Annotated in this window: 16 protein-coding genes and 1 riboswitch; all 16 genes read right to left on the bottom strand. The window is 43.5% G+C overall.

The features are described from left to right. Positions 1-116: 116 nt before the first annotated feature. The 16 genes from DESPCE1_RS0108480 to DESPCE1_RS0108410 all read right to left on the bottom strand — a co-directional run bounded on the left by DESPCE1_RS0108480 (position 117) and on the right by DESPCE1_RS0108410 (position 18,011). Positions 117-1,100, bottom strand: a complete 984-nt coding sequence (locus DESPCE1_RS0108480; protein ID WP_028305515.1) for a uroporphyrinogen decarboxylase family protein — start codon at positions 1,098-1,100, stop codon at positions 117-119. A gap of 552 nt (positions 1,101-1,652) precedes the next feature. Next, complete coding sequence (locus DESPCE1_RS22470; RefSeq protein WP_242835377.1) at positions 1,653-1,802, bottom strand: DUF3102 domain-containing protein; 150 nt, start codon at positions 1,800-1,802, stop codon at positions 1,653-1,655. Positions 1,803-1,836: 34 nt separating this feature from the next. Next, entirely contained in the window at positions 1,837-3,684 is a 1,848-nt protein-coding gene (locus tag DESPCE1_RS0108475; protein WP_019850174.1) for an AAA family ATPase, read from the bottom strand. 446 nt (positions 3,685-4,130) lie between these two features. Next, positions 4,131-4,205, bottom strand: a riboswitch (cyclic di-GMP riboswitch). After that, positions 4,197-5,018 carry a TIM barrel protein gene (locus DESPCE1_RS0108470; protein ID WP_028305514.1) on the bottom strand — a complete coding sequence of 274 codons (822 nt, stop codon included), beginning with the start codon at positions 5,016-5,018 and terminating at the stop codon, positions 4,197-4,199. It overlaps the preceding riboswitch by 9 nt. Positions 5,019-5,186: 168 nt before the next feature. Continuing rightward, positions 5,187-5,390: a 2-hydroxymuconate tautomerase family protein gene (locus tag DESPCE1_RS0108465; protein WP_014793610.1), complete on the bottom strand. Its 204-nt coding sequence runs from the start codon at positions 5,388-5,390 to the stop codon at positions 5,187-5,189. Positions 5,391-5,532: 142 nt separating this feature from the next. Then, positions 5,533-6,153, bottom strand: a complete 621-nt coding sequence (locus DESPCE1_RS0108460) for a DNA-3-methyladenine glycosylase (protein ID WP_019850172.1) — start codon at positions 6,151-6,153, stop codon at positions 5,533-5,535. 152 nt (positions 6,154-6,305) lie between these two features. Beyond that, positions 6,306-7,520: a 4Fe-4S binding protein gene (locus DESPCE1_RS0108455; RefSeq protein ID WP_019850171.1), complete on the bottom strand. Its 1,215-nt coding sequence runs from the start codon at positions 7,518-7,520 to the stop codon at positions 6,306-6,308. A gap of 30 nt (positions 7,521-7,550) precedes the next feature. Further along, positions 7,551-8,408 carry an NrfD/PsrC family molybdoenzyme membrane anchor subunit gene (nrfD, locus tag DESPCE1_RS0108450; RefSeq protein WP_014793607.1) on the bottom strand — a complete coding sequence of 286 codons (858 nt, stop codon included), beginning with the start codon at positions 8,406-8,408 and terminating at the stop codon, positions 7,551-7,553. A gap of 15 nt (positions 8,409-8,423) precedes the next feature. Further along, on the bottom strand, positions 8,424-9,302 hold the full coding sequence (nrfD, locus tag DESPCE1_RS0108445) for an NrfD/PsrC family molybdoenzyme membrane anchor subunit (protein ID WP_014793606.1): 879 nt from the start codon (positions 9,300-9,302) through the stop codon (positions 8,424-8,426). 26 nt (positions 9,303-9,328) lie between these two features. Continuing rightward, entirely contained in the window at positions 9,329-10,024 is a 696-nt protein-coding gene (locus DESPCE1_RS0108440) for a molecular chaperone (protein WP_028305512.1), read from the bottom strand. Positions 10,025-10,062: 38 nt separating this feature from the next. Continuing rightward, a complete protein-coding gene (locus tag DESPCE1_RS0108435) occupies positions 10,063-10,599 on the bottom strand; it encodes a 4Fe-4S dicluster domain-containing protein (protein WP_014793604.1) in 537 nt (178 codons plus the stop codon). Positions 10,600-10,623: 24 nt separating this feature from the next. Next, positions 10,624-12,828 (bottom strand): molybdopterin-dependent oxidoreductase, encoded by a 2,205-nt coding sequence (locus DESPCE1_RS0108430; RefSeq protein WP_014793603.1) that lies wholly within the window; start codon positions 12,826-12,828, stop codon positions 10,624-10,626. A 236-nt stretch (positions 12,829-13,064) separates the two neighbouring features. Further along, on the bottom strand, positions 13,065-13,730 hold the full coding sequence (locus tag DESPCE1_RS0108425) for a molecular chaperone (protein WP_014793602.1): 666 nt from the start codon (positions 13,728-13,730) through the stop codon (positions 13,065-13,067). A gap of 51 nt (positions 13,731-13,781) precedes the next feature. Then, on the bottom strand, positions 13,782-14,987 hold the full coding sequence (nrfD, locus tag DESPCE1_RS0108420; RefSeq protein WP_019850169.1) for an NrfD/PsrC family molybdoenzyme membrane anchor subunit: 1,206 nt from the start codon (positions 14,985-14,987) through the stop codon (positions 13,782-13,784). Positions 14,988-15,004: 17 nt separating this feature from the next. Continuing rightward, complete coding sequence (locus DESPCE1_RS0108415) at positions 15,005-15,625, bottom strand: 4Fe-4S dicluster domain-containing protein (RefSeq protein WP_014793600.1); 621 nt, start codon at positions 15,623-15,625, stop codon at positions 15,005-15,007. Between the two features lie 13 nt (positions 15,626-15,638). Then, positions 15,639-18,011 carry a molybdopterin-dependent oxidoreductase gene (locus DESPCE1_RS0108410; RefSeq protein ID WP_028305511.1) on the bottom strand — a complete coding sequence of 791 codons (2,373 nt, stop codon included), beginning with the start codon at positions 18,009-18,011 and terminating at the stop codon, positions 15,639-15,641. Positions 18,012-18,119 lie beyond the last annotated feature (108 nt).

The following is an 18,119-nucleotide window of genomic DNA, read 5'->3' as shown; positions in this document are numbered from 1 at the left end:
TGGAATAAATCTCCTTTCCATAGATAAAAACACCCCGGAACCCTCCTTGCCAGGGATTCCGGAGTATTAGCTATGCCCACTGCATTTTGTTCTCTGCCATTCCTTGATCAGCCGGATTAGAACATTTCTCGGCTCATTCTGTCAATTTCTTGATTGACCTGGGCATATACACCAGGATAAATACTATCCGGCCCGCCCATGGTCAGACAGGGAATAAAATATTTCTTGCCGCATCTCCGACAAGCTCTCTCAACTGCCTCTGCGCATCGTTCAGGCTTCCAGTCTGGAAGATCAAGATACCCGCTGTCTATATCTCCCATGAAAGTAATTTTTCCACCATATTTCTCGATTAATTCAGGTGCGTTGTTGGTGGTCATAACACCTTGCCAGATATCAACTCCCATTTCGATCATAAAGGGAACCAGATTAGCAGCATAGGAATCACTGTGATGGACAATCACTTCCACACCATTCGCTTTATAGTAGCCATAGATTGTTTTATAGGCGGGGAGGAAAAACTTTTTAAACATTTCCGGAGAAATGAAAGAGTTGATCTGGCTGCCCCAATCGTCATGATGGAAAAGAGCGTCCGGATGGATTTTTTCAATGACGATTTTTGCATAAGCTAATTCGAATTCGGTAATGTAGTTGATCAGTTCGTGCATGGCTTCCGGTTCTTCATATAAGGCCATTAACGCGTCTTCCATACTCATCAGGTGATGAGTCATTTCAAATACTCCCGGTGCAGCCATCGCCGTCACAAATTCCTCATTCCGGTCGACAGCCTGGGCATGAGCGATAGCCGGGGCCCAGGTTTCATCATCTATGGGAATCTCAGGTGCTTTGACGTATTTTCTCCACTCCGTGATATCTTTTAAAACCTTATGTTCTTCATCATGTACAGGAAACGGCCCTATCTGCCCCTCCGGCCACATCCAGGTTATTCCCCAGGCTCCTTTGGAGGTCTGCCCCGGGGCAGGAAAACCAGCCATAGTTACGCTGGCCTCCATGATGAGATTCATAAACTCATACTGCTTTACATACCGGTCCGGATTTCCGCCCTTTATGGTTTCCAATAAATTTTGACGCTTTGTTAGCATATACATCTTACCCTCCTTGTCGTTAGGGATTTTCATTACTATAGCTATTAAACAAGCAGGTTGATAATTCCTTTTTCAATTCTTAACCTTTTTTAATAATTCTGGCATCTCAACATGTTTCTTCTTTTCTTTTTGAAACAAAGCTCCTGACTGTAGATTCTCCGCTTTAAATAAATCCTAGAAATAATAAAACCGTGACAAGTCGCCACGGTTTTATTTCTGTGAAGCACCTACTACCTCAAAAAACGCCAGCACAAACTGTAAGCCGTTATCCAAGTACCTTCGTATTTTTCATTCCACTCTTCAATCCTATCGTCACAAAAGAATATGGATGCCGATCTGTAAGCATAATCGCTTTATTTGCTTCCCATTTTATAATGTTTAGTCAGACAATAATGTGATAATTGTTTCTTCTACTTGTTGTTTAAAACTATCAAAATCTAAAAAGATGTTATTTTTAACAAGATATCTCAATATATCTTCGGGAAAAGTCCCACACTTCATATCATCACTATCATATCCTTTTTCCTCTGGTAAAACATTAAAAGATAGTTAAGTTAACCTAAGTATGAAGGCATCTAACGCTTTGGTCAAGCATTTTTTGGAGTCGGGTAAACTCAGCAGGAGGATGAACAGAGCAGTTCGACAGGAATAGTTCACCGACTCTTCCTGCCACTTACCCCATTCCTCGTGCTTGACCAAGCCTTCCGCTTCATCATCTGCAAAATTCGACAGTTTAACAAGTACTATCCTTTATATCTTCATATTCTATTGCAAACAACATTTCATCACTTAAATCTTCAATTTGGGCTAATCTATTGGCCTGGTTAACAAGAGCTTTTTCAAAAAAGTTTCTTACATCTCTTGCGTTGGCAAATGTATCCGAATCGCATTGTTTTTGGAAGAATGAATAGGCGGAGTCTTCTACTTGGCTTGACAGCCTTAGATTCGCCTTTTTACACATGGATTGTAAAATTAATATCAATTCCTCCGCGCTGTAGTCATCAAAGACAATAAATTTATTAAACCGTGACCGCAGACCCGGATTGGAATCCAAAAAACGCTCCATTGGTTCAGGATATCCTGCTACTATTACGACTAAATCTGCCCGGTGATCTTCCATGGCTTTGACAAGGGTATCGATGGCTTCAGTTCCAAAATCTGATTCTCCCCGGTTTTCTGTAAGAGAATAGGCTTCATCAATAAATAAGATACCGCCCTTCGCTTTGCTGATCACTTCCTGGGTTTTTAGAGCGGTTTGTCCCACATACCCGCCAACAAGCCCTGAACGGTCAGTTTCAATAAGCTGGCCCTTGGAAACCAATCCTAATGCTTTATATATTTCGGCCAGCAATCTGGCCACCGTTGTTTTTCCTGTTCCAGGGTTCCCCGAAAACACCAAATGCAAAGACATGGCCGGTTGACTGAAGCCCCGTTCCTCACGTATCTTTTGCACTTTAATCAAATTGACCAGACTATTCAGATCCTTTTTAACCCTAGCTAATCCGATCAGTTCATTCAATTCCTGGAGCAGTTGCTCAAGGTTTTTATTAGAACTGCCGGTTCTATCCACGTCCTCCGGATCTATCTCTTGGAATTCGTGCAGGTCTGTTGTTTCATATCCGTTATCTTCCAAGTACTCATTGAGATGCAATAAATACTCGTATAACGCCGTCGATTTGTTAATATCAATGTCATTGCAGCTTTCATACAAGAAATACTTACCCAGATATCCAAAAAACATGACAATCCCGGTCATTGTCTCCACGGCTTTCTTTGAGCGTGTACCTGTTTCACTAAGATGTTGATCAAGCTCTCTAATGATATCCAGAAAAGATGGGATCCCCTCTGCAAACTGGGGATTCTCTAGTATATATTTTTTCGAGGCTTCCACATCTATGGCATAAGCTCCGCCTATATTTAGATAATCCTTGATGATTTGGCTTTCAATCTCAGTTAAGTCGCCATCCGCTAAGGCTATATAAGTCAAGAAGTGTACTGCGGTTTGGAATAATTCATTTGCCAGGGATCTGCCATCCTTTAGTCCATATCCCGCTCTATCTATAGTGTCGTATAAACTTAAATAATCTTTCAGAACTCTTTGCTGATCGGCACGAATACCATTCCACTGCTCTCTAGTCCAAAGTTCCATTGCGGATACATCCATTTTAACTCTGCGCCGTCTGCTTTCCCTGACTTCTTTGGCCGCTTCATCATGTACTTCCCGGACCTCTCCAATTAACTTATTGATATCCTCATTAATAATGTCGACACCCTTATCGTAATAGGATTCTTTGTATTCGGTTAGCCTATCCAAAATTTCCTTTAAATAGTGCATTTGCACATAAGAATTCCCCGCTTGTCCTGCGTTATTTGCTTTTTCTTTTAACACTCCGATATTTTCTATCAGTGATGCCACATGATCACTTGTTGCTTTAAAACATGCATAACAGAGTTGATACTCTTCAGAAGGTCTGGCATCGATATTGAATGTGGCCTGGCAAAGTCTGCACTCAAAAACAGCATCGTTTGGTGATGTTGATTTGTTATCCCCATATAATATCTTTTTAAGTGAACTCCACATCACAACAACCTCTTTTCTTTCCTTTTCTTCAACTGTTTTTCACATAAATAACGGGACTCGCTCTTTAGCAATCTGGAGGGCTTTTTACATTAGGGCTTGCTAGCGAACTCAGTTTTTAGCCAAACTTGATCATCTTCACAACTCATATCAAAACTTTATATAGAAACCACCATTTCCCTATCACTATTAAAGAGCATATTTCGCAATTCTTCTAATATTCCACATCTTTTCTTCATTTCCTCTCCAATTTCCATTCTTTCTAGTTTTACATGTCTTCTGACTCAATTAAAATAGTGGGCTTTTGAAGTATGGAAATCGGGGCCATTACTCTCGAAAAATACTAATGTCATGCGGCTTTACCGCATAGCATTTTTTTGACCCTAACGTACAAAGTTGCGGAACTTATATAACGAAAGCCCGTCCTAAAAAGACAGTCTTTGCAACATTTTAGCAACCAAGCTATCCTAGCGCTTTCTGAGCGCCTTAGACCCTGCGACTTTGCACCACTGCCTTTAGACCAATTTTTCATAAGTTTCTTTTAGAAGTAAAGCATCTCTCTCTAAAAGAGGCCCTTCAGCTATGATACATCCTCGGACATCATAATCTTTTATAGCCCTTAGACATTCCTTATAATTAAAGTCGCTTTCCAGTAATGGAACATGACTTCTTTCGCCTTTCGCTGTGTACTTTATTCCCCCCATATGAATGTGTAAATCCTCCAGGGCAGTTCTGCCTAAATTATCAAGGACGTGCTTAAGAACACCAGCAAAATCGTCATAATTCTTAAGACCGCCGTTTGATCTCGCGTGAATATGAGAAAAATCAATGCAGAGCTTACATGAGGGAACCTCTTGACAAAGGGAAACCAGCTCTTCCAGCGTTCCAAACTGAGACCCCTTTCCAGTTGTCTCAAGCCTGTAATCTACGCCATAACTCGAAAGCTTCATTAAATTAATTTTAATTGTAGCGTAAGCAACTTCCTTGGAGTCATTCATGTAGAATCCCGGATGAAGTACCAGACTCCTTCCTCCGACCTTAGCTAACCCTTTTGCTGCATCAATTATTCTTTCGATTGATTGAATTTGTATAGCAGTATCATCTGAATTCAGGTTGATATAATGAGATGCGTGGGCCGAAAGGTAAAAGCCTTCCTTTTGCTTTGCTTCCAGAACAGCATCCTTGTTGTTATCCGTCACATTGACACTTCGAACAAACAGCAGTTCCATAGCATCCAGCCCTATAGACTTCAAATAGTGAATACCGGTTGCATAATTAAATCGTTTTATCCCATCGTATAGTGGCAAACCGGAAATGCCAAACAATAATTTTTCCACACTTATTCACAATAATCCGGGTTCTATTTATCCAATAAAACCCGGATTCCTTTCAAATAACCAAATATCCTATTTAGTACCTGGCGATCTTACCTGTTAATCGCTTGATCTCTATTTTGATAACGCATGTATACCAAATAGTCCTGTTTTCATATTTCTCCACTATTATTAGCGACCGTCTTTTCTACGAGCTGTTATAGTCTCCCCGGCAATACCCCAATTATCAGTATTGACCTCATCGATCACCACGACCGTTGTATTGGGGTTTTTGCCCAACACATCCACAAGTAACTGAGTAGCTCCTTTGATAAGCAATGCTTTCTTTTCCGGAGTGACGTTTTCATTCGTGATTCTAATATTTACATATGGCATAATAATTACTCCTCTCCATTCCCTAACTACACAATACATCCGAACTGATCTTACTAGGGGCTTTTAGCGGTTGCCTGATATGGCTCTTTAATTTAATATTTTCCAATCATAAAATCACCACCGTCTCAGGATAATTTAAAATTCACTTTACAGATACATACTCATTGCCTTCCACATAGAATCTCCAGGGATAATCTTTTGCTTCTTCAGCATAATCAATTCCCACGCGCTTCGTCGAAACGATACGGATGTCCTGTTCTGCGTCATCTTCCACATAAATTTCATCACCGCATAAATCCACTCCATTGGCAAGGATGTCGATGCCTAAGGCTGCACATAGTTTTCCAGGCCCGTTAGTTAGACCCCTCTTCTGACTTTTAGTGAGTTGCTCATAGGGTTTCCCATATCTTTTTTGGGCCATCCACTCAATTCCTTCTACCGGCTCAGCCGCCCTGATTAAAACTGCCTGAGGATTTCCTTCCTCCCTGGTGACAGTATTAAAGCAACAGTGTATTCCATAAATCGTAAACACATAGGAATAACCGGGTCCACCATACATAACCTCAACCCTGGGCGTCCTTTTGCCACCGTAGGAGTGAGCTGCTTTGTCATCAACACCCATATAGGCCTCTGTCTCAACGATTCTTGCCGATATTTTCTGCCCATTTACTTTATGCACGAGCAGCTTTCCCAAGAGTTCTTTTGCTACAATCGTCGAATCCCTGTCATAAAATTCCCTTCCAAGCTTTTTCAACTTTTTCATTTCCCTCCCTTCTGCAACGGTATTCAAGATGATCTTACCTTTCCCTAAATAAAACGGGTCAAAAAGTTGATACAAATCAACAAAACAGTTAAACCTACGAGGAATAGAAATAGACTATCATGTTTATTTTCGCTGAAATTCATCGTCGCACCTCATTGATCCACCGAGTTTTGTGCGGGACACCCTTGGTTTAATTTTGCTCCAAATTTCTTTTTAAAATCAATCCAATGATGTCTTAATCTCAAAATAATTCTATTGAAAATCATTCCCGGACAAAAAAAGCGGCACCAGAATCTCCGAATAAATAATGCGGATAATAAGACAACCATTAAAATCAGCCACTCGACGATATCTCCTTGCATTCCGAATAGGGTGGCAAAAGGTTCATAACCCGCCAATCCCGGCGACTGATAGATTACAGCGCCCAATAAGGCAATATATAATAAAACATACCTGACCAGGGCAACCTTTTGTTCTACCGCTCGGCTACAGCAAATGACCTCTTTACTTACAAATACTTTGGCCAATAACTCTTGCAGGGCTCCAAAGGGACAAAGCCAGAAGCAGTATAGGTTTTTTCCAATCAGAAAAGTTAATATCGGAATAACAGTTAAAAATATATACCAAACCAAGTTCTGCCGAATTGAAGGAAGATATCCCATTAAAAAGGAGGCAAGATTTGAAAGTGAGATGGGTGTGTTGTATTGGAAACCAATCAACACCAGACTTCCTGCCATGGTTATCCAGCGGATTCTATCATTTTTTAGTGCTATCCCAACAAGCATCAGGATGACTAAGACAATAACAGAACCTTCCCTCACTCCAAAAACGAATGCTGCCTCTTCATCTTCAACCTCCAGCCCAAACTGATTTCTGGCTACTTCATGACTACCTATTGAAATCGCTTCGGCAATGCCTCGGGAGCTATAAGTTGCTCCCGATATCGCATTAATATCCTGTTTGATCGATAGGGGGTCGGTTATTTTTTTATCTTCGAATTGCTTGAGATAATCATGTTTCATAACAACTCTAATAAATGAAGGTGTATCCTTGTGTTCAATAAGTGCGGTACCAAGAATAACTCCATATGGGTTAATTCCTGTTGCGATGGTAATTGGTCCACCATATGAACTTGCCTTTGCAATGACAACATAGCCTTTGATCTCTTTTTCTCCACTGGAGTCCTGACTTATCCCTTCTAAAGTAAGGGGTGAAGACGCAATCTTCTTAAAAGACTGCGCCTCGGGTAGGACCTCTTTAGCTTGCAACAGCACATCATTTCCCGGCCTAACCCAGCTTAAGCCTATAAAAACTGCCAGTATTAAAGATAAAGTCATGATAAGCGCTTTTTTCATCTCTATTTTCATACCCTTAGTAGTCACTCCCGGCTGGATCGATTATATAGTCCAGATAGGTAATGCCGATAATACTATAATGGCTCGCAGCGTTGCCCCTCCGATGAGTGTAGCCATCTCACTTAACAAACCTAAGATCCTACCACTCTTTTCAGCTCGCTTTTTCTTTGGGTAGAAGTTATTTAGAAGTGGAAAAACCAATCCGACAGCAATTAACAGAATCCAAAAATAGGAGGCAAGTCTTCCAGCGACAACTATTCGGGCAGAATCAGCCGCCACTGGACCTTTAGCCCCTGAAAAAGAGATCAGAAGCAAAGCCAATAAAAGAACTAATTCCACAAAGAGTAGGATGATGTTTACCCTATTTACCACAACACCCTCATGCTGAACGGGTTTTTCGATGATGCGGGCAAGCAGGGATGAAGAGGCCAATCCCATCATCAGGGCAGACACTACAAATAATCCCGGTACAAGGATAGTGTTCCAGAAGGGTTGAGCAAAAAGAACAGAAAGCTGTCCCCCGGTGTATAGTGCTGTTATCACTGCCAGTAATGCCCCTGCTCCTGAGATAATTGCAGGAACTTTCTTGTTTTCACGTTTATGATAGGCACTCAAAAATGCCAGGACCATAAAAATGAATAAGAGATATACCCCCCAAGTCATCACCGAAGTAGGATTACCGATCATGGTTAACATTCCAGTGATGCTAACACCCAGGTTCATGGAAAAAAGGAACAGTCCAACAGCTAGGCAAGGACCTGAGATAAAATAACCAGCCCGCTCTAAATTGTTTTCTTTTCCAAATAGGCCTTTTTCTGCTGCAAAAGATGCCAGATAAGCACCTGAACCAAGACCTCCAAAGAATAGGAAGCCGATGATAAGCCAGCCCCAGTTTCCCAATGATTACCCTCCTATCTAAAAAACCCTCACAGCACATAACACTATGGTTGCCCTCAGTGTCAGCCCTCCGATGAGCACCGCAAAGTCAGTTGATATAACATTAAAGAATGATGCAAGCCTTCTTTTCTGTTCTTTAGCTGAGACAATATAATAGGCCAAGGGGAAAACTAAACCGATTGCCACAACCAACAGCCAGAATGGCAACGCTAAGGAACCACTGGTAAGCATTTGTGCAGAAGCAGCAGCATCCGTCCCTTTTGCGCCTGTTAAAGCAAATGCCAGAAGCATCATGATTAGAATCGCTTCTAAGCCAAGTAAAACTTGATGAATCTTGTTCGTCTTTGCTTCACTTTGCCGATCCCCTGCTTGCTCCGCTTTCTTTTCCAGGAAATGCGCGCACAATGCGGTAGCAGCGAGACCTGTCGATAAAGCAGAAACGACAAATAATATAGGAAGAAGAAATGTGTTCCAGAAGGGTACAGACGTAACCACTGCCAGTAAAACCCCGGTATAGGCTCCGGTTCCTAAAGCAAGAATTGCTCCAAGGAGAGATAACATTGAAGGTACTTTTCTGTTCTTCCATGTGTAATAAGCAGATAGAAATCCAACAAGAATGAACAGCGATAATATATAAATTCCCCAGGTCATTACAGAATGAATGTTGGCGAACATTCTTAAAACACCGAGAGGATCAGAGAAAGCTATACCAAGATCCAGAAACAACAACAAACTTCCTATGACGATACAAGGCCCGGACAAAAAGTAGCCCGCTCTGTCCAGTTTGCTGTTCTCCCCCAACCAGCCTTTTTGAGCTGCAAAAGACGTTAAATAAGCCCCTGCTCCTAATCCGCCTAAAAACAAGTAAATGATAATTTTCCAGCCCCAATGATACATATAATCCTTATCCTCCATTCCGCCGCTTAGCTCTGGCAATATAAATTGAGTTCCCGTTGAATCCGCTGGATCTGTTCCTTGTCTTCTTCAATGTAGTTCTCAGTAAAGACAGCAAAACTTCTCCAGAATTCGTTCTGAGACGATTTCAGGATATCCTGACAGAATTGGGGTAACCACTTTAGCAGGTGAAGATCCATGAATTGTTCCTGAGCAGATAAAATCCTCTTTAAACTCTCGAAATTCCCCTCCCGAAAAGCTTGCAAAGCCTCTTCACTCAGGGCATACATAAACTCCAGTTCTACCCCGATCTGATCATCAGGTTCCTTATAGACCTCGCTTCTTTCATAACCGTTCTCTCTGTAAAACCTTTTGACATTCATGGTAACATCCTGCATCATGAGCCGGTTGGAGTTGCGGTATACCGATTCATAAGGAGGAGCTTCCAAGTGATAAGGTCCCACAAAGAGTCTGGTAAACTCTATCGTTGCTTCATGATAGACCTTTTGCAGCTCTGCAGAGGATATGGATGACAGACCTTTTCTGAGTCGAGCTTCTGCACAGTCTGCGGCCATTGCTTCATCACGTTCCAACTCTGACCAGGAGATCATGTCTGCGAAAAGCTCTTCCGGGCATTCCCATATAAATAGACTTCGCAATAGATCGAACACAACACATCGATAAGCCAATATTTCCTGCATTTCGTTATTACCCGGACTACTCAAAACGTCCCATCCCTTCGCGTCTAAATCTTAAGAGCACTCTACTGCTTCATCTTCACAAAACGCATGGATGGATTGGTGGCAAAGGCCTGGAAACCGATTGCTTCCTTAACCGCTCCCTCAGCATCAAGCTTATCGATATCCTCTATTTTTAAGACCTGAACCGGACACCCCCGGACACACATGGGTTGTTCCCCTGCGTCAATCAAATCATAACAGCCCGTGCATTTTTCTGTTTTTTTAGTATTGGGATTCATCTTTGGCGCCTGATACGGGCAAGCATAGATGCAATATCCGCACCCCACGCATTTATCGTGGTCCTGAATCACCAGTCCATCTTCGCGTTTGGTATAGGCTTTGGTAGGACATACTGAAGCGCATTGAGGTTCCGCACAATGCATACAGGAATGAGAAAGATAACGTTCCACCATTCTTCCGTTCATCTCAACCTCAAAGCTATCCAATGTCCTCCAGCTTACCCCCACATCGACTTGGTTCTTGACCATACATGCCGTTTCACAGGAATGGCACCCTACACAATAATTTTGATTATAAAAAAATGCTTTCTGACCAGCCATAGTTCACGACTCCTTTCACATCAATCAAGCTTTCGTGATTTGAACTAAATTTGTGTTATAGGTGGAGATTCCATCCAAATCACCAATCCCATCGGGAGCTAAGCAATTGATCGTATTTCCATCTGTATACTTATTCCAATAGCTCTTGAAACTCACTGCAACGCCTGCTTTAACTGCAGTATTGCTGACCTTCGCTTTCAGCTTGACCTGTCCCCTGTCATTTTGAATCACACAATAATCTCCATCTTTAATTCCCCTGTCTTCTGCGTCCTTGGCATTGACCGTGACAAAAGGCTCACCCAGGTTTTCTTTGATATAGGGGACATTATGCCATTGTGAGCTTAACAATTGCGGTGAAGCCGGGGTCAAGAGGTTAATGGGGTATTGAGCAAATAACGCTGGAGAACCTTCCTGACTCTCCTCTTCCGGTAGATATTCTGCCACAGGATGCAACCCTGCTTTTTTGATACTCTCAGAATAGAATTCAATTTTCCCCGATGGAGTATTAAATTTGTGGTCACTAAAGACGTTCCCGAAATCTACCTTAATCCAGTGATTTTTCCTCAGGTTCTCATAAGTGATCTCTTTAAAGATGGGCTTATTCAAAATCCCTTTCTTGATGATATCGGCCGATGTTTCATTGAAACATTCATCAGTGAAGCCCATTCGTTTGGCCAGCTCATTAAACAGCTGCACGTTGGATTTGGATTCTCCCATGGGCTCTAGCGCTTGTTCGCTGTACCGGACATACCACCCAAGGTAATCGGCAACGACATCCTCAAATTCTGTGAAATGAGCAGCGGGGAGTATAATATCAGCATAATCTGCGGTATCCGTCATAAACACTTCGTGGACTACTGTGAATAAATCTTCTCTCTCCAATCCTTTCTTGATCATGTTCACATTGGGTGCCGAAGGAATCGGATTCCCGCTGAAGCAGATCAATACTTTAACCGGAATCTCCTTAGTGGTCGGAAGCTCTCCCGCAATCGCCTTTCCTAATTCATTCATGTTAATGGTTCGCGTTTTGCGAGGAGCCAAATCAGGTCGCTTCGTGTAATTGTTGTCAAAGGGATAATGGCTGTAGTTAACATAGCTGAATCCCCCACCCTCTACGCCGACAACTCCCATCAGGGCAGGGAGAAACGAAATAGCTCTGACCATAGCCCCGCCATGAGTCCTTCTTTCAAAGCCAAAGCCCATTCTAATAATCGAGGGCTTAGCCTGGGTATACATCTTCACAAACGCCCTTATTTCTTCTTCAGTAACTTCACATATCTGAGCCACCTTGCTCGGCGGATAGTTCTGGACTTGTTGTTTAAGCTCCTCGAAACCCATCGTGTAGTTTTCTACAAAGTCCTTGTCATAAAGATTCTCATTGATAATGATATGTTGTACGCCCAAGGCAAAAGCGGCATCTGTTCCCGGTTTAAGCTGAATAAATAAGTCAGCTTGTGAGGCCAGGGGATGGCGATGGGGATTAACCACAATGAGTTTGGCACCATTATCCCGCGCTTGTTGAATGAATTTCACGGAATGGACGTTGGTATAGGATTCATTGGTTCCCCAGGTAACATAGCACTTAGTTTTGGCAAAGCTTTCCGGATCAATCGATGAGAAATCGCCATAGGTATAGGGCAACGCCGCCTTACCACCGGTATTGCATACCGTTCTGGTGATATTCGTCGCTCCGATCTTATTGAAAAACCGCCAGGGAACACCATGCTGATGGATAAACCCGATCGTCCCCGAAAAATTATAGGGCATGATCGATTCCGAACCGTATTGGGCGATTGCTTCATTAAGTTTTTGGGTAATCGTATCATAGGCTTCATCCCAGGTAATTTTTTCCCATTTTCCTTCCCCTTTTTTACCGGCACGCTTAAGCGGATGTAAAATACGGTCAGGATGGTAAAGCACATTAATGTGGGTTTGCCCCTTGACACAAGGTGTACCTGCCGTTATGGGATTCTTAGGATCGCCGACAATCCTGACGATCCGCCCATCGATTTTCTCCCCAATCAAAGAACAGGAATCATAGCAGTTGCGGGGACAGGTAAGCGTGGTCAAGGTTTTTTCTCCGGTCTGGACACCCATTGTACTCTTGCTGCCCGAATTTTTGTTCGTACATGCAGTCAGGCCAAATAGACCCATACTTAAGCCCAAAGCTGTTGAACCTTTTAAGAAACTGCGCCGACTAAATCCTTTGCCACCTTTTGAATCAGTCATTTAAGTACCTCCTCTTTTAACAAAATAACTTCAATTGTTATTCGACTAATTATTCGTTAATTCGCCAACAATGACCTATGTCATTAACTCCAAATAAAGGGGGGTTCCGTTGTGAAAATGCACATTATCGCTTTCTCATGTCTTGAGTTCCTATAAATAGCGGCATATAGCGAAGCAATCGATTCGCTATATGCCGCATTACTTCAGACGCCTATATAAGCTATTAGCTAAGTCCTCTAGTCCTGAGTCAAAAACTCATGCAAAAGTTCACGATCCCAGATGAGAACCCCCCAAATCAGCTCGATTAATCCTCCATAGTAGCCTACACTGCCATTTTGTTTGGCATCCCTGTAAAGCTCGGGAATCCAGGAAAGCAAGTGCTCATCAATAAAGGCTGCCTGTTGAGCAATCCTTGTCTTTTGCTCCGCCAGATCCTGCACAACAAGCAAATTCTCACTCATCATGGCTAAAGCAAGCAATTCAATACCCATGTGATCTTCAGGCTGGTGGTTTTTCTCTGCTATTTCCAACCCGTTGTCCGCAAGGATTTTCCTCACTTCATACGTTGTTCTTGAAAATAGCAGTTGCTCTTCAGTCCGATACACGGATTCCCACGGCGGGGCTTTGGGCCGGCCAGGTCCCAAAAAGAGGCTGGTGTACTCCGCCAAAACTTCTTGTCGAGCCTCATTTTGCAGCATATTTTTAAGGTCTGCCGTACATTTTCTTAGTTGCTCCAGCCCGGACTCCATCTGCCGATTAGCCGGCTCTAAAGGAAAACTTCCCCACAGCCCTCCATTTAAGGGTGTTGTCGCTGCTTCTGAGGTTGGCTCCAACAGGCAATTGCCAAAAAACTTATACAACTCGGTTCGCAACTTCCAAACCTCAGTCCAGGAATAGATCATGACCAACCTCCCTCCTTTCTAACCATTTTGCCGTTCATTCTCTTCAGTATGTTATTTGTTCTCCGCTGCTTGTCCTTGCTTCACCGTTGGTATGAAGTCGGCTCTTCCTAAAAGGAACCGGCTGCTGAGGTAAGAGAAGAGCAAGGCACCCATGGACAGCATGCCGATGATGATGGCCAATTCAACCCAGGTTGGCGCATAACTGCCATGAAGGGACCACATATCCCCAATAGTTTCAGTAAATTTTCCATAGGTAACACCGGGAGCCCCTTGAACATTAGGATGGATAAACGAGGAAAACAGCAACCAGAAGCGTTTGCAAAATACTCCTAAAATCACGATTGCCGAAGCAAAAATAACATAATTCGTATTCTCTCTGTTCTTCTTAAATACCAGAATCATAAAGGGCAGGATAAAGCCAAGGATGATTTCCCCCCAGAAAAACGGAGCAGCAAACCCGCTGGTCATTTCCCTTAATACAGCCATGGTCGAGTCTTCTCCCGGATAAAGCATCGTCAGAACCTCCGAGAAGACGAAAAAAGCATCAACGGCAACACAGGTAACGAGAAGGCCGGCTAAAGTCCCAATCAGTTTTTTCTCCACTGCAAATAGTTTCAATCTGTTCAAGGCCAACAAGGCGATAATCAATAAGGCCAGTCCTGAATCCAAGGCCGAAGCAACGAATAGAGGTGCCATCAGAGCACTGTGCCAGCCTGCGCGGGCTATCTGCAAACCAAAAATCCAAGCTGTGACGGAGTGGACCAGCACTGCCGTCGGCAGGGCGATTCTGGAAATAATCTTTAACTTCCTTTCATCGGGCTCAGATCGGCTCATGAAATAGAGGTAGACCAGATTCAGCGCTAGGTACAAGGTGATGACCACCACATCCCACATCAAAGGAGAACGAAATTGAGGATGCAGGATTAAATTGTAAATCCGCCACGGACTGCCAATATCCACAATAATGAATATCCCAGCGATAATAATGCAGACCGTAGAAAGAATGACTGCCGGTTTCGCTACAACTTTAAAAGACGGAATATTGAATACCGTTGCCGAAGAAGACACAATCAGACCCCCGGCGGAAAGACCAACAAAGAGCATGAACATCGCGATATAGGATCCCCAGGAAACAACATTATTCATTCCTGTTACGCCAAGTCCATTGACCAGCTGGAAAGCCCAAGCTCCTAACCCCATAAGAGTTAATAGCCCCAAGACAACCATTCCGATAGTTAGGTTTCCCTTTTTATCCATCTAATTACACCTTCCTTCTAGCCCAAATAATATACTTGCGGCTTCGTCCCTTTTTCCGATAAAAGTTGCTGCCCATTCCTCTCCCGAATTAAACGGGAAACTTCACTTTCCGGATCATTCAAATCACCGAATTTCCGAGCTCTAGTCGGGCAACACTTTACACACATGGGTTCTAATCCTGTGTCGGTACGTTCCTTGCACAATGAGCATTTTTCCATTACACCTACTTTACGAATCGGCACGTCTTTATCTCCATAATTAAAGCCAGGGTCACGCACCGGTGCCTCCCAGTTAAATACCCGGGCATTATAGGGGCAGGCAGCCATGCAGAAACGGCAGCCAATGCATCTGTCGTAATTAATCACTACCCTGCCCAGCTCATCTTTGTAAGTAGCACCTACCGGACAAACCTTAACACACGCTGCATTTTCGCAATGCTGGCAGGCAATCGGGAGGAAGCTCTTTTGCAAATTCGGGTATACTCCTGCGCTAGTATCATACTCTTCCCCGCCTTCTGTGAGCACACGGTTCCATAACATACCCATGGGAACATTATTCTGCATCTTGCACGCGTTTGCACATGTTGTGCATCCCGTGCAGCGTTTTAAATCAATCACCATGCCTAATTTTTTTGCCATCTTTCTTCACCCCCTAAGCTTTCTTCACTTCAACCAAAGTATCATAAAAAGGAAAGATCGGTCCGTATTTCCGCTTAAATCCACGGGGATTAAAGGCATCATTGATTACATTATTCATATCTCCTTCAGGCATATCTTTAGACCACCAGCCTTCTTCCATCCTGACTGCCCCTGACCGCAGATCATTCATAATCTTGCAGCGGGCTTTAAATTCACCCCGGTCATTGAACACCTCAACGAGGTCTCCATTTGCCAATCCCCTACTCTTGGCGTCAAAGGGGTTGAGTTCCAGCCTTGGCTCAGGGCAAAACTGCCTAATCCAGGAGACTCTCATGAACTGGGAATGAACATGGAACCGGGAACGATACTGAGCAAATTGCAGCGGATACTTTTGCCTTAACTCAGAGTTCATTTCCGCGGGTTCTTCATATGCCGGTAAAGCTTGGTCGAATTCTATCATTTTTTCATTGTAGATCTCCAGTTTAGTAGATGGCGTTTTATATATCTGATCCTTGGAAGCTATATAAGGTTCTGTCGGGCAATTCAAACGCATAATGAAATTATTTGCTTTAAGCGTTTCCACCGTGATTCCTTCCAGGAAAGGATGGGGAGAACTCAGCTGGGCTCTTATATAATCTTCCGGGGTTTTGGGCATGTATTCTTCAAATCCTAATCTGGCAGCCAATAACTGTTCGATCTCAAAATCGCTCTTGCTTTCAAAGAGGGGTTCGATTACTTTTTCGGAAAGAAGAGCATGATTTCTGTTCAATTGGAATCGAGTGATATCATAGTTGCTCTCAAAACAGCTGCCGATAGGCAGTACAATATCGGAGTAAGCTACGCTGAGATTGTCCCATACATCGACCGTAACTATAAATTCTAATTGTTCTTTGAACCATTTTTCGGCTTGATGGAAATTAGGAAAATGCTGCTGGAAGCTGTTCCCAAGGTTGAGAACGGCTTTTACAGAATTCGGTCGAGAACGCATGAGGGCAGTAGGCATTTCCATTACACCGGTCTTGAACTGAGGCGGCAACGGCCATGGGGCAAGCGGTGTAACATATGCCCAGCTGATTCTATGGAACAGGCAATTGCCTACACCGCCGCCTGTTCGCCCGAAATTACCGGTCAGAGCCCCGAGGATAGCCCCGGCATGCCCGAAAATATCGCTATTGGAAATCTTCTCTGCGCCGCCAAAGCCCCAGGCCAGACGTGCCGGACCGCCTGTAGCATATTGCCGGGTTAAGTCTATGATGGTCTGTTCCGGTATTTCTGTAGTCTCAGCAGCCCAGGCTGGTGTATATTGCTTTGTTTGTTCCTTTAATGCAGAGAATACAGTTTTGACCTGCATCCCGCCGACAGTGAATTCTCCCTCTAATTTAGGTTGAATTCCAGCGGCGTTATAAGGCTGCAGCGAATCGCTAACCTCATCCCACACCATGAACGGATTCTCATCAGGCCCGTCGGCAGAGTCGTTTTGCCGGAGCAAGTGCTGATTATCCGCTCTGATTAAAAAGGGCGCGGATGTATTCTTCTGCAGGAAGTCGGCTTGATACCAGCCATTGGCAAGGATAATGTTAATCATACCCAGGAGCAGAGCCGGATCGGAACCTGGCTTGATCGGAATCCATTGATCGGCTTTTGACGCTGTAGTACTGTAATTGGGGTCTACGACAATAAGTTTGGCACCTGCTTCCTTCGCTTCAAAAACGAATTGGGAATCAGCTACCGTCGTTTCAAAAATATTAACGCCTATCATGATGATCGTCTTAGAATTGACCAGGTCTGTAATCTCATGATGAGAATAACCAAAAGGCGCTGTGCCTGTTACTTCCTCATATCCACTAGCCATTCCGGTATCAATCGAAGTTTCGAGGGCAATTGGCATTCCTAACAATGATGATAAAAGCGGCATTGCATATTCCTGATTTGCCGAAATCATTTTCAAAATGGATTTGCCGCCATATTGGCTGTGCAATTCTTTAAATTTGTCCGCAACCGTTGTAATAGCCTCATCCCAAGAGATCGGAACAAATTTGCCTTCGCCCCTTTCCCCTACTCTTTTCAAAGGAGTTTGGAGACGGTCAGGGCTATACACCCGCTGCAGTTCGCTCAGCCCACGTGTGCAGAGCACGGAATACCGGTGATCCGGCCAATCATTCGGTTCAATCTTTACCAGCTTGCCGTCCCGCACTGTGCATTGATACGCACATCGGCCACCACAGCCCGGGGGGTGGTACGTATAGGCTATCCTTTCTCCTGAATCGCTTGCCGCGGTGGCGGGGCGCAACCATTTGTCGACAAAGAGCAAGCTGCCGGACAATCCCAGTGTTGCTGTTCCAGCCACACCACCCTTAATGAAGTTACGTCTCGAAATGTTCATCATGATTTTCCTTTCTTTTCGGTATTAAGTATTAAAACTTTCGCTAAAGCTATTTCGTTTTTATACTTTCTTTCTCTTCTGTAGGAAAATCCATGAATTGTCTCTTTTATT

It is taken from the genome of Desulfitobacterium sp. PCE1, from assembly GCF_000384015.1.
GTDB classification, from domain to species: Bacteria; Bacillota; Desulfitobacteriia; order Desulfitobacteriales; family Desulfitobacteriaceae; genus Desulfitobacterium; species Desulfitobacterium dehalogenans.
Note: the sequence above shows the minus strand (reverse complement) of the source record. Positions and strands in the feature narration are given on the sequence as shown.

Excerpts from the sequence above, each read along its gene's own strand:
- nrfD (WP_014793606.1), bottom strand. The coding sequence starts at position 9,302 with ATGTATCATTGGGGCTGGAAAATTATCATTTACTTGTTTTTAGGCGGA.
- DESPCE1_RS0108465 (WP_014793610.1), bottom strand. The coding sequence starts at position 5,390 with ATGCCATATGTAAATATTAGAATCACGAATGAAAACGTCACTCCGGAA.
- DESPCE1_RS0108455 (WP_019850171.1), bottom strand. The coding sequence starts at position 7,520 with ATGAAAATAGAGATGAAAAAAGCGCTTATCATGACTTTATCTTTAATA.
- DESPCE1_RS0108435 (WP_014793604.1), bottom strand. The coding sequence starts at position 10,599 with ATGGCTGGTCAGAAAGCATTTTTTTATAATCAAAATTATTGTGTAGGG.
- nrfD (WP_019850169.1), bottom strand. The coding sequence starts at position 14,987 with ATGGATAAAAAGGGAAACCTAACTATCGGAATGGTTGTCTTGGGGCTA.
- DESPCE1_RS0108460 (WP_019850172.1), bottom strand. The coding sequence starts at position 6,153 with ATGAAAAAGTTGAAAAAGCTTGGAAGGGAATTTTATGACAGGGATTCG.
- DESPCE1_RS0108475 (WP_019850174.1), bottom strand. The coding sequence starts at position 3,684 with ATGTGGAGTTCACTTAAAAAGATATTATATGGGGATAACAAATCAACA.
- DESPCE1_RS0108410 (WP_028305511.1), bottom strand. The coding sequence starts at position 18,011 with ATGATGAACATTTCGAGACGTAACTTCATTAAGGGTGGTGTGGCTGGA.
- DESPCE1_RS0108415 (WP_014793600.1), bottom strand. The coding sequence starts at position 15,625 with ATGGCAAAAAAATTAGGCATGGTGATTGATTTAAAACGCTGCACGGGA.
- DESPCE1_RS0108480 (WP_028305515.1), bottom strand. The coding sequence starts at position 1,100 with ATGCTAACAAAGCGTCAAAATTTATTGGAAACCATAAAGGGCGGAAAT.
- DESPCE1_RS0108430 (WP_014793603.1), bottom strand. The coding sequence starts at position 12,828 with ATGACTGATTCAAAAGGTGGCAAAGGATTTAGTCGGCGCAGTTTCTTA.
- DESPCE1_RS0108425 (WP_014793602.1), bottom strand. The coding sequence starts at position 13,730 with ATGATCTATTCCTGGACTGAGGTTTGGAAGTTGCGAACCGAGTTGTAT.